A 12713-nucleotide genomic window follows, 5' to 3' on the forward strand; every position below is an offset into this window, starting at 1 on the left:
AAAAAAACCGAAAGCATCACACTTTCGGTTTTTATTTTAACAACATAGGTATACGGTAATAATACCCTATTGAATTACGCTGTTTTTGCCGTTTTTGATGCGCACGTCATTTTCCATGCTGCAATAGGACCACTCAGTAGCGTTAGTCCAATTAATAATGAAACGGGTACTGCTGTTATAACAATGAAGGATTGTAGAGCATTCAACCCACCATCACCGGCCAATAATAATACCGCAGCAACAATACCCATAGTGATAGCCCAAAATAAACGATGCTTACTACTTGGTTCATTATCACCTGAAACGACCATCGCAATTGAATACGCCATTGAATCACCTGTTGTAACTACGAATGTTGTGGTTAACACTAAAAACGCAGGTAACAAAATATAACTCAATGGTAGATTAGACAATGATGCTAATAATACCGCGGGTAAGCCACCATCATTTAGCGGACCAGAGATCATACCTGGGTTATTAAGCTCTAATGAAATACCTGTACCACCTAACACCGCAAACCAAAAGTTTGTTGCAATCGGAGCACCTACAGCAACACACAAGATTAAACTACGGATACTACGACCTTCAGAGATTCGAGCGATAAAAATAGCCATCATTGGTGCAAAACCAATAAACCAACCCCAGAAAAACCATGTCCACCATAAGTTCCACTCAGGTTTAGCCGTGGTCAAACTCATCGTTCCCATATTTTGCAAATAGCTACCAAAAGCAGATCCAAATTCTTTTAATAAGAACGTTGTTGGACCTAGAATCAACATTGCAGCTAAAAGTACAAAAGCGCCGATGACATTAAGGCGTGATAACCACTGTAAACCTTTATCCATCCCTGATGCTGCTGAGGCTGAATAAATTGCTACCACAACCGCCAGAATAATTAGCTGGGATTGAGTGTTATTTTCTAAACCGGTTAATAACTCAAGGCTATAGCCTAACTGCGAGGCTAAAAATCCAATCGGACCAATAGTGCCTGCAGCAACAGCAATAATTGAGCATGCGTCAATGACACTACCCAGCCAATGATTTTCTAAACGATGTCCAAAAAGTGGAAATAATAAAGCGCGAGGACGTAATTTAATACCATGTTCATGATGAGCGTACATTAACACTATCGTTGATAGCGTACCTAATACAGCCCAAGCAAGAAATCCCCAATGTAAAAAGGCTTGATCTAATGCAGGAGTAACTGCGGCAAGTGTACCGCCTTCTACACCAGGAAATGATGGTGATGGTGTCATAAAATGATAAATAGGTTCAGCTGCTGACCAAAAAACACCGCCACCAGCAAGTAGCGTACACATGATCATCGCTAACCAGCGAAATGTACCAATTGTCGGTTTACTTACACTGCCCATCACTTTTTTACCGAACGGGCTAATCGCAACAATTAGTGCAAGAAAAAAATTAACAAGCATCAACCACTGCCAACTTGAGCCAAAGGTTTTAGCTGCAGAGCTAAAAGATGTTTGAATCATTGCGGTGAAAGCTGGCATATCAATTAAAGCAGAAAGGACGAATAAGCTAATAAACCCAATCGTTAGTGCTGGAACGAGTTTGTTATCTAAACCTTTCAATCCCATGACTATATTTGGCGTTGTATCATTACTAATTTGGCTTGTATTGCGTTGCATAAATCTCTCACGCTGTGTGTGAGGGAAGACACACTAGCAGCATATAGATATTAACACCAGATAAATTTCTCTATAAATTTCAACACCAAAGCGTACAAACAAACACTTTTCTAAGTTTGTAATTTAAAAACAAAAACTTATATTTTGTCCTACAAACCAATATAACAACAAGCAAAAATCATCGTGACCATAAAATATCATTACCGCAAAACATTTTAGCGATTCAAAAAATGATTACTGAACAAATCATATCAACCAATACCATTGCAAACTTAGTTACCATTCTCATATTTTAACAATCCAGTGAATGTGACATTTTGCGCAAATACCCATGTTCCTATGTCCTATAGTAGAAGCCATTTTTTAAACGCCCCTATAGAGACACATAATGAAATCCACGTTAATTTGTGCCGTCGTTGCGGCAACCATTTCCCCTTCCATTTTTGCTTGCACAACTATTCTTATTGGTAATCAAGCAACAATTGACGGTAGTTATATTATTGCAAGAAATGCAGATCATAGCCCACTCGTTAATCCTCATTGGTTTAATCACCCTCATCAGACCAATACCCACGGTGAATTTAAATCTAACAGTAATTCTTTTACCTACTCTCTACCTAAAACAAGTCTTGCTTATAGCAGTTTCTCTAAAGCAAAAACGCAAGATACCTCCTTTGGTTCGGCAGGTTTTAATGAATTAGGTGTCGGTATGTCTGCCACTGAAACTATCTATAACAACCCAACTATGCTTGCTGTTGATCCCTATAATGATGAAACGGGAATTAATGAAGATTCAATTGTTAATGTTATTTTACCGCGGGCAAAAACAGCTAAAGATGGCGTAAAATTATTAGGCAGTATTATAGAAAAAAAAGGGGCTGCGGAAGGATTTGGGGTAGCTTTTGTTGATAAAACGGGCATATGGTATTTAGAAACAGGTAGCGGCCATCAGTGGATGGCAACCAAACTAGATAATCATGATTATTTCGTCTCTGCCAATCAAGGACGTTTACAACGTTTTCACCCTAACGACACTGATAAATACCTTTCAAGCCCAACGCTCATAACCTTTGCAATTGCTCAAGGGGTATATAAACCCGCACATGATGGGCCCTTTAACTTTCACAAAATCTATTCTGTTGATAATGCCAATGATCGCCTCTATAACTACCCTCGAGTCCATGTTATACAGCACATGTATAGTCATGGCATCAAAACAACGTTAGCTAATCCATTAGAGTTTCCTGTATTTGCAATGCCAACCCATAAATTGTCAGTGAACGACGTAAAAAAAGGGTTACGTAACCACTATCAAGGCTCGACACACGATCCATATACCAACGTAAACCCCAATGAAGCTTATCGGCCGATATCAGTATTTAGAACTTATCAATCCCACATTCTTCAAGTTAGGCCAACACTCCCTCAAGCTATTGGAGAGGTTGCCTATATCGGTTGGGGAATGACAGATCTCACACCATATATTGCGTTTTATCAAGGTGCGAAAATTCCAGCTATCTATAAAACGGGAATCGGTAAAACAGCCGATAACTTCTCTGCCTATTGGCAATTACGTAAAGTACAAACTCTGGCGATGACTGACTATAATCAGTTTGCTCCAATGGTTAAAACTGCATATGCCAAATTTGAGAAAAAGCAAAAAGCCTTAATGAAAGAGACTGAGGAAAAATATTTAGCTATCTATAAAACTCAGCCTCAAAAAGCACAAGCATTATTAAATGATTTTGAATTAACCACCACGAATCAAGCGATGGCAACTGCAAGTAAACTCCAAAATGCTATCATTACCCAAATGACATCAAATATTAATACTACCTACCAATTCTCAGGAGCTTAATATTCTTCTAATAGCGTAACTACGCTATTAGAGCGTCACATCTACAGCTATTAAAAAAGGCTGTCATTCAATGACAGCCTTTTTATTTTTAATAAAGATATTAATCAATAATTAAATCATATTGAGTACAGTGATGGTTTACGATATGAGTAATTGTCTGACGATCGATTTTTTTCCACGAGTCTGAATGATCTAATGGCTCAGATGCAAGGATGGTTTTTTTCGCTGAGCACTGAATAAATACTGGTGGTGGCTGATGATCAGAGCTATAACGAACCACCCAAAATTGCTCGCCATCAGAAATACAAAGCGATGTTTTTAATGGTTCGGTTATCGCCTTATCCTCCATTGCTTGTTCGATTTCATACAGCGTCTGATTAATCGCAGCAATCGGGTCAATTCTTAAGCCATTTTTAATCATCATCAAGAAAATCAATTCACTATCAGTTGTTCCTACGCGTTTTAAAAATAACTCTTCCGTTAATTGTCGTACCAGAGTGAATTTTACCTGATCAAAACCACCAATATGGCCATTATGTAAAAACATCCAATTATCAAGTACAAATGGATGACAATTAACACGCGATACTTGTGATCCCGTAGAATGCCGAATATGTGCCATAAAGCGATGAGAGCTAATATGGTGAGCTAACGATCGTAAATTCTCATCACCCCATGCAGGTAAGATATCATGGTAGTAACCAGGTAATGCACGATGAGAATACCAACCTAACCCAAAACCATCCCCATTAACTCGAATAGTTCGTTTTTTATTCGACTCTACACTTTGCTGAATTAATGAATGCTCGGGTTGATAAATTAATTCATCCAAATAGATACTATCACCATGATAGGCTAACCATCGGGACATAACGTATTCCTTACTCAAAACAAAAAATACTAACGAAGCAGGATAATTTATCATGCGCTACGCTTGATAACTATGCCTATGTCATATATCGTGACTTGCTTATTAATTAATATATTTATAACAAAAACATATCATTCGCGCTCTTTCATATATTGCTTTGGTGGTCGCCCTAACGTTTTTTTGAAAAACAAAATAAAGGCACTGACAGACTCATAACCTAAGTCTTCAGCTACACGTTGAACAGACTCACCCATTGATAGTTTTTGAAGCGCCACGACGATATGCAGCTGTCCACGCCAACGGCCGAATGTTAATCCAATTTCTTGTTTAACAAGTCGTGCTAATGTCCGCTCACTCATCGCAAATTGTGTCGCCCACTCACCAACTGTATTTCTATCCCCAGGATTTGCTAATAATCGTTTCGCTATTTGATTCAACCTATGTTCAGAGGGAATAGGGAAATCAAAATGTTCTGTTGGCATTGATATTAATTCATCAACTAACACATCAACTAAACGTGCGACTGAACCATCTTTATCATAATCCTGTTCTTCCTGAGCAAGACGAATGATTAACTCGCGTAATAAAGGCGAAATAGAAAGCGTACATGCTTTGTTTGGCATACCGATAATATCTTGCTCAACAAATAGCATACACACATCAGCATCTGGTGAAATCCGATTACTGTGCGGAACTTGACTGGGTATCCATACCGCACAATGTGCAGGCACCATCCACACCGCATCATTAATATGACACTTAGCAAACCCAGTTAAAGGCATAACTAATTGGCCTTTATGATGTTGATGGAATGGCACTTCCTCTTCCTTTTCAATACCAGCAATACGCAATGCCAGTACCTTTTGTGGGTAGAGATCTGTATCAAATTCCATAAAACTGGTTTTAAAATTCATGTTATGTCCGTTTTTAGATATGAATTGTCAATATACCCGAATACAGAAATAAAAGTAAAGCTTATTATTACATCATTGCTTTATAGGAGACTGATATGTCACACAACGTACGTAAAATTGCGCATCCAGCGCTGGTGATCGCAGGAATCTTGCTAATCGCAAGTAACCTTCGTGCACCAATCACTGGTCTAGGCCCTATTCTAGACTTTATTTCTCATGATCTTGGCTTATCAGCAACACAAGCCGGTATGCTTACCACATTACCATTGCTAGCCTTTGCCATTTTCTCACCAATATCTTCTGGCCTAGCAAGAAAGATGGGACTTGAGCCCTCATTGATGTTAGCACTGGTACTCGTGGCTGCTGGTATTGTTGTCCGTTCGGCTGGCTCAACCACCATGCTCTTTTTAGGTACCTGTATTATTGGTGTGGGTATTGCTATCGGTAACGTATTGCTACCAAGTTTGCTAAAAAGAGACTTTCCAACTCAAGTACCGACACTAACTGCTGTTTATGTACTTGTCATGGGTATTGGTTCTACCGTAAGTTCTAGTTCTGCTATTCCTTTGTTTAATTTAGCAGAAAAACTACACATTACTGCTATTCCAAACTGGGCATTTTCACTTGCTGGTGTCATTATCTTCCCAGCGCTATCTATCTTAGTGTGGTTACCACAGTTAAGCGGCAATACTCGTCCAGCAGCAGACACCGCGGAGATTGATAGCCATAGTTACTTATGGCGTTCAGCAGCAGCTTGGCAGGTAACGATTTTCCTTGGTCTTAACTCATTTATTATGTACATCTTTATCAGTTGGTTACCAAGTATCCTAATTGATAACGGCTACACAGAAAACCAAGCGGGTTATATCCACGGTATTCTTCAACTTTCAACAGCAGTGCCAGCATTAGTACTTATTCCACTAATGGCAAAAATGAAAGATAAGCGTGGTATGAGTGTGGCAATGGCGATACTGTCATTTGTTGGTATTCTTGGCCTATTATTCATGCCAGAGCACGCAATTGTATGGGTTATTGCTTTTGGTTTCAGCTGTGGTGGTGGTTTTATTCTTGGTCTATCATTCGTAGGTATTCGTACTCATGATGCACACCAAGCAGCAGCACTATCAGGTATGGCGCAATGTATGGGTTACCTACTTGCCGCTACTGGCCCTATCATTTTTGGTTCATTACATGAAATGACAGGCAGCTGGCATACACCATTACTAATGACTGCTGGTGTATGTATTATCTGGGCATTATTAGCGTTATTTGCGGGTCGTTCACATGTCATTGTTCGCACTAAGAGCGGTAAAGATATCATTATCGATGACACTGAACAGCAGATTCAATCTCATCCACATACTGATGTGCATGCAGAGATTAAACATCTAAAAGCAGAGTTACAACGTATTACTAAAGAGCGTGACCAACTGAAAAACGCTATTGAAAATAAACAGTAATCTTGCATCAATAGATCGCTATCAGCATACAGCTGGTAGCGATTTTTTATCGCAATATATAGTTAGTTATGCAACATGATCTTTTAATAACAGCAATTTAAATACATCATCATTCGTCGTAACGTTTGTTTTATTTAAATGGTTATTACCCAAATGAAACGTCTATCTTTAATCACTGCCAATTTAGCCTTACTTTCTCCTTTCGCTTTTGCACAAACAGTCATCCCTCAATCTCAAGTTAATATGCCTGACATCATTACAACAATTATCATATTTCTAATTGCACTAGGCACTTACCATCTAACTAAAACTAAAATCCAACAAAAAAAACCGAACCTTCCTGTAGTAATACATCATGTCGCTGGCGCTATTATGGCGGCTATTATTTTCTATGTTATCTTCTTTTTTATCGGTTTTTGTTTCTAACATAACATCAATGCTGAACCCCAAGCGGTGATCAAAAAAAGGCCACTCAAGAGTGACCTTTATCTATTAATAACGCGCTTTAACCAAATTGATGTTCAACCTGCTCAGCTGTAACAAATTTATCATGCGTTGCTAATTGAGCTTGATAACGTTGAATATTAGGATAATGACTAATCATACCGTTATTTTGCAGTATTTCGGCAATAAACGACATCATGATATCAGCCCCAGTGAGTCGTTCTTCAACTAAATAAGTTTTACCTTCAAGGCGCTGCTCAAAATAGCCAATCACTTTTTCAGCTTCAACGTCAGCATAACCTTCTAAAAAGTTAGTTTTTGCCCCGTCTTTAGCGACAAACATCTTTAATAACAAAGGTAAAATCGCTGAACTTTCAGCAAAGTGCAACCATTGTAAATATTCAATATAAGCAGGCGTTCCAAGCTTTGGCGCTAGATTAGCACCATACGTTTGAATCAAATATTCAGTAATAGCCCCTGATTCAGCAATCACTAACCCATTATCTTCAATAACGGGTGATTTTCCTAACGGATGAATAGCTTTCAACTCTGGCGGCGCTAAAAAAGTAACACTGTCACGAAGATAAGGTTTTACCTCATATTCCAACCCAAGCTCTTCTAATAACCAAATAATACGTTTTGAGCGTGATTTATTTAAATGATGCAATGTAATCATAATATACTCACCTTTATTATTGAGCTTGATTGGTTTGAATAACTAGCTTGCCAAAATTCTTACCTTCTAATAGACCTATAAATGCTTGAGGTGCATTTTCTAGCCCTTGAACTAAATCTTCACGATAATGAATTTTACCTTCGGCTAACCACTGGCTCATATCTGCTGCAAATTCATCATAACGATCAGCATAATCATCAAAAATAATGAAACCTTGCATCTTAATCCGCTTCACAAGTAACGTCCCCATTAGCATCGACATCCGATCGGGTCCTTGCGGTAGTTCAGTCGCATTGTATTGAGAAATCAAACCACATAGTGGAATACGAGCACCAGTATTTAATAGTGGTAACACTGCATCAAATACTTTGCCGCCCACATTTTCATAATAAACATCAATACCTTGCTCGCAAGATTGTGCTAGTTTTTCAGCAAAATCGTCCGCTTTATGATCAATGCAATCATCAAAACCTAATACTTCTTTGGCATAGCGGCATTTTTCTTCACCACCAGCAACACCAACAACACGGCAACCTTTAATTTTACCAATTTGACCAACCATTGAGCCAACCGCACCGGTTGCTGCTGCGACGACAATCGTATCACCTTGCTGAGGCTTACCAATATCAAGTAGACCCATATAAGCAGTAAAACCAGGCATCCCCATCACACCCAAAGCATAAGATGGATGTGTTGGATGCATGCCTAATTTAATTAAACCTTCACCATTTGAAATAGCATAATCTTGCCAGCCTGAATAAGATAAAACCCACTCTCCTTGCTGATAATCGGCATGATTGGACTGCTCAACTTGGCATACCGTACCGCCAACCATCACCTCACCTAAAGCAACTGGATCAGCATACGATTTAGCATCGCTCATACGACCTCGCATGTACGGATCTAATGATAAATACACACTACGTAATAAAATCTCTCCTTCACTTATCATCGGTATAGTTGTTTGTTCTAAGCGGAAATTATCTGCCACAGGTGCGCCAATAGGACGAGAAGCTAATACGATTTTACGGTTTATGTTTTCCATTGAGCTTTCCTTTTCATTCTTTTGCAAATAATAGACCAGTCGTCTAGTGTTGTTTTATAAAAAATCCCGTTGCTGTTATAACGGGACAATTATCAAATATAAGACTTAAAAATCTGGCCGTAGCTGAGTTTTAGTTGTAGCTAACGCTTGCTGTAATACATTTAAATCTTGGCTAAGCTTATAAAATAAACTGGCACCAAGCCATAATTGATACAATGTTTGTGCGGCTAATTGACTGTCTTTCACAGTAATCGAACCATCTTTAATACCATCCTCAATGCAAAGTGCAATTAAATTAACAATACTATAAGCACCGTTTCTTAATGCTTCTCGCATTGGTTCTGAAAGATCTGACACTTCAGCACTAAGCTTAACAACTACACATTTATTGGCGTTACAGGTACCATCATCAATTTCTAACCAACGTGAAAAATAGTCAGTTAAACGTTCAAAACCACTACCTGTACCTTGTATTAAAATCGCTGCCACATGCTCAAGGTAGTATTCAAAATAATCTTCAATTAACGCCTCACCAAATTGCTCTTTCGATTTAAAGTAATGATAAAAAGAACCTTTTGGCACAGCTGCTGTTTTTAATAATTCTGACAAGCCAACATTAGTGAATCCTTTAGCAACCACAAGTTGGTAACCAATATTAAGAATATGTTGACGTGTATCGTTTGTTTTTGTGTTCATGCGCTAACTATAAACTCGACTAGACCAGTCGTCTAGTGCTTATTTTAAATATATTTTTCGCAAGTGATCAATAATCACTCATCCACCTTCTGAAAAGAGCGAATATAACGAGCAAGCTCACTTAACTCAGCATCATCAGCTCGATTACAATCATGTGATGATAAATACCCCTCATAATGCTCAAAATACTTCGTTGATTTTGATTCGATTAATTTAAAACCCGCATCATTCCCAGTCCCATGCATAGGAAATAATTTACTATGTAAGTGGTCAACACCGTAGCCTTCAAAGAACATGCCAGTTCGACCGACATCATCAAAAGCACGATCCAAGACATTCGCCACTTTTTTGGTTGCCAAAATCAATTGTGTTAATACTTCATCGGATTGCTCAAACGCATAACTACCACAATGATGTTTAGGGATCACAACAGTAAACCCCTTGGTATTAGGGAAAATAGAAAGAAAAGCCATGTGGGTCTCATCCTCCCATACTTTATGACAAGGTATTTCTCCTGCAACCATTCCACAAAAAATACAACCCATGTATATACCCCCTACAATTAAATAAAACATTACTATTCAAAAAGTTATAAATACATTTAATCCATCATGCAACTGCTTTATCTATGGCTACTTTATATCATGATGATAAACCCAAACTATCCCCATGGATTTACGAGGATATTAATAGACATACGGCGCCGAACACGTATGATCTACATCATTAGCAAAACACCTGTATTACACTGTCAATTGGAATATCGTTTTGATTAGAGAAAATGTCTTTACCCCTTTTGCAACTTGGAGCAAGCCGTTAGTTTCTGAAGTTGCAGAAGCAATCAACTTATTAAAAGATAATGGTTATGATGCTAAGCAACTTACTTTAGCAACTGGACTACAAGAAAAAAACATCTGTAACTGGACTGCTAAATATAAGAAAGAGCCATTAGATGTTTCTTCAATCCCTTACCCTTGCTGGTGTTTTATTGCCGCACTTATTGGTCGACCTAACATCGCAACCAATGGCCGAGTGATTGAAGTTGATGAGATCAAACGTGTATTACGTTTATTTAAGCCTTCTGCATTTGGTAGCCAAAATACGTTTGTATGTCCAACTAGCGATCAATTCGCAAAATTAATCGATAGTGGCTTATTTGCAGAAATGACCACAGACAATATTGCAGCACTATTTAACTGGAAACCAGAAAACGTCAATGAAAGTTTACGTGCAGGTAAATTACCTTACTTAAACTGGTGTTTAATCATGATGATGTTTGGTATTAACATTCAAAAAATGGCGTTAAAAGACTTAGATTCTGAAATTACACTTAATCAATAATTGTCCCATTATTGCCTAAAAATAACGCCTTGTGATCGGTACTTTACCCACAAGGCGTTGCTGCATCTAAAGGCTCATAATATTCATATAATCAGAGCTTGAATAGTCAGGCTCAGTGATTTTAGTTAAATCCGTCATAATTTGATAACGCATTTTCTTCGCTAACTTTAGCATTTGATTTAATTGCATTGTCGAGTAATCAACCGACACTTTTATAGCGGCAGTTGGATCCTGATGATATAGACGTATTAATTGCTGATCTGTATTAGAAAATGTCTGATAAATATTATGTTGTGCCCGCTGCCAATTATTATTAATAAATGATAAATATTTTATAGGATGTGTTGTAGCTAAAGTCGTTAAACTTCTAAATTGCCAATAAGCAGAATCATCAGAATAGGTATCGGTCCCCGTTTTATATGCAGTAGGAAAATCATGTAGCCCTGTATATAAAGGAATTAATATAGACTCTGCCAATATACCGTAGCTCTGCCAAATCACGCCTTGAAAAGGAACTGGCATCGTCGGCCTTAACTGAATAATATGTGATTCAATTTGACGATCAACACGAATAGGACGATCACCTGAATGTGCTAGCACTGTATTTTCGTAGGTTGCACTCAATACTTGTGCAACTTTATTAACACTAATTTTTTCATCCGGCTTCATAAACAATGGATATTGTGTCAATCGTACTTGCTGATCGACTGAATTAGAGAGTATTTGTTGTCCGAGCCATTCACGATCAACATTAAAGGTATCGCCAATCACACCAAACGCTTTCGCAAAATTAAAATCATCTCGCTGCGGGTTAGACAATAACTTGTGCTGCTGAACAAATTCAAACAACCCTTTGGAATGCAATACCTCTTTGGAATCCAAATTAATACCATGGATCCTCAAGCCATTCGCTAACATCGCATAACTATCATCAGGTACTTTAACTGCAATCCAATGATGACCTGAGCCTATTTCCATTAACCATGCTTGATTAATATCAGCAATATATAAACTATTGCCCTCACCTGCTCCATATTTTTCAATATAGCTTCCAAGTAACTCAATACCTTGTTGTGCCGTTTTAGCTTGGGGAAGAACAAGAGTAGGTATATTTGCTTCAATCACTCCATGCTTTACTAATGGATCTGATTGCTGAGCCCGCTCATTTATATCAACACTGGTGGTTGCAGAAACAGCAACATTAAATTGATTAATGCCACGCTCTTCAAAATATTTACTCTTAGCTGCTATTTGCTTTGCGTTCCAATCAGGCATTGCTGAATAGGCATACAACACATCGGGCATGGGTACTACAAGTCCATTACCTAACGGCCACAGTTTAGCGGTATTGATCTCTTTGGGACGATAGACTTGATATTTATTCCAATTATTAACTTCATAATCTTCATTTCGAGCAATAATAATACTGCCATCTATCGTGGCTTTTTTACCAACAACTAATCCAGTACAAGCCTCAGCACGAATACTCAACATCGATATAATTGAGATCATGACTAAACTGAGCGCAATAATATTCATTAATCCTCTCTTAACCTGTACCTCGCCAACAAAAATACAAGTTTATACAAATCTTTATTTATTGCCTTAAAGATTAACATTCTATACATTTATGCATTATAGACATACATATAACTTGAGTTTGCTCAGAAGATCACGAGATAAGATATTTTCTGGGTTATTTCTATAATCATAAATCGCGTAATAACTTGATTGATCGTAATACCTGATTAAAATAGTC

General features: G+C 38.0%; 12 protein-coding genes. 4 read left to right on the top strand and 8 right to left on the bottom strand.

Annotated features, from left to right (window positions below; all coding sequences use genetic code 11):
* Positions 1–74: 74 nt before the first annotated feature.
* A complete protein-coding gene (locus C0W29_RS01435; RefSeq protein ID WP_045041917.1) occupies positions 75–1649 on the bottom strand; it encodes a BCCT family transporter in 1575 nt (524 codons plus the stop codon).
* A gap of 388 nt (positions 1650–2037) precedes the next feature.
* Here C0W29_RS01435 and C0W29_RS01440 point away from each other — a divergent pair, with 388 nt between their 5' ends.
* A complete protein-coding gene (locus tag C0W29_RS01440; RefSeq protein ID WP_045045024.1) occupies positions 2038–3507 on the top strand; it encodes a C69 family dipeptidase in 1470 nt (489 codons plus the stop codon).
* 100 nt (positions 3508–3607) lie between these two features.
* Here C0W29_RS01440 and C0W29_RS01445 read toward each other — a convergent pair whose 3' ends face one another.
* Positions 3608–4378, bottom strand: coding sequence for a class II glutamine amidotransferase (locus C0W29_RS01445; RefSeq protein ID WP_045041915.1), 771 nt, complete (start codon positions 4376–4378; stop codon positions 3608–3610).
* A 131-nt stretch (positions 4379–4509) separates the two neighbouring features.
* A complete protein-coding gene (locus C0W29_RS01450) occupies positions 4510–5292 on the bottom strand; it encodes an AraC family transcriptional regulator (protein ID WP_036794381.1) in 783 nt (260 codons plus the stop codon).
* 95 nt (positions 5293–5387) lie between these two features.
* Here C0W29_RS01450 and C0W29_RS01455 point away from each other — a divergent pair, with 95 nt between their 5' ends.
* Both C0W29_RS01455 and C0W29_RS01460 read left to right on the top strand, forming a co-directional pair.
* Entirely contained in the window at positions 5388–6752 is a 1365-nt protein-coding gene (locus C0W29_RS01455; RefSeq protein ID WP_045041914.1) for a CynX/NimT family MFS transporter, read from the top strand.
* A 153-nt stretch (positions 6753–6905) separates the two neighbouring features.
* On the top strand, positions 6906–7178 hold the full coding sequence (locus C0W29_RS01460; RefSeq protein ID WP_045041913.1) for a hypothetical protein: 273 nt from the start codon (positions 6906–6908) through the stop codon (positions 7176–7178).
* A 79-nt stretch (positions 7179–7257) separates the two neighbouring features.
* Here C0W29_RS01460 and C0W29_RS01465 read toward each other — a convergent pair whose 3' ends face one another.
* From C0W29_RS01465 to C0W29_RS01480, 4 genes are all read right to left on the bottom strand, one after another.
* On the bottom strand, positions 7258–7872 hold the full coding sequence (locus tag C0W29_RS01465) for a glutathione S-transferase (protein WP_045041912.1): 615 nt from the start codon (positions 7870–7872) through the stop codon (positions 7258–7260).
* 16 nt (positions 7873–7888) lie between these two features.
* The gene (locus C0W29_RS01470; RefSeq protein WP_045041911.1) at positions 7889–8917 is read right to left on the bottom strand and encodes an NADP-dependent oxidoreductase; all 1029 of its coding nucleotides are present in this window, start codon (positions 8915–8917) and stop codon (positions 7889–7891) included.
* 105 nt (positions 8918–9022) lie between these two features.
* Positions 9023–9613: a TetR/AcrR family transcriptional regulator gene (locus tag C0W29_RS01475; RefSeq protein ID WP_045041910.1), complete on the bottom strand. Its 591-nt coding sequence runs from the start codon at positions 9611–9613 to the stop codon at positions 9023–9025.
* A gap of 74 nt (positions 9614–9687) precedes the next feature.
* Positions 9688–10158 carry an HIT family protein gene (locus tag C0W29_RS01480; protein ID WP_045041909.1) on the bottom strand — a complete coding sequence of 157 codons (471 nt, stop codon included), beginning with the start codon at positions 10156–10158 and terminating at the stop codon, positions 9688–9690.
* Positions 10159–10381: 223 nt separating this feature from the next.
* Between C0W29_RS01480 and C0W29_RS01485 the strand changes: the two genes are divergently transcribed.
* Complete coding sequence (locus tag C0W29_RS01485; RefSeq protein WP_036794368.1) at positions 10382–10954, top strand: hypothetical protein; 573 nt, start codon at positions 10382–10384, stop codon at positions 10952–10954.
* A 66-nt stretch (positions 10955–11020) separates the two neighbouring features.
* Here C0W29_RS01485 and C0W29_RS01490 read toward each other — a convergent pair whose 3' ends face one another.
* Positions 11021–12493, bottom strand: a complete 1473-nt coding sequence (locus tag C0W29_RS01490) for a C69 family dipeptidase (protein WP_045041908.1) — start codon at positions 12491–12493, stop codon at positions 11021–11023.
* Positions 12494–12713: the final 220 nt, after the last annotated feature.

This window comes from Photobacterium kishitanii (assembly GCF_003026355.1).
In the GTDB taxonomy this organism is placed as follows: domain Bacteria; phylum Pseudomonadota; class Gammaproteobacteria; order Enterobacterales; family Vibrionaceae; genus Photobacterium; species Photobacterium kishitanii.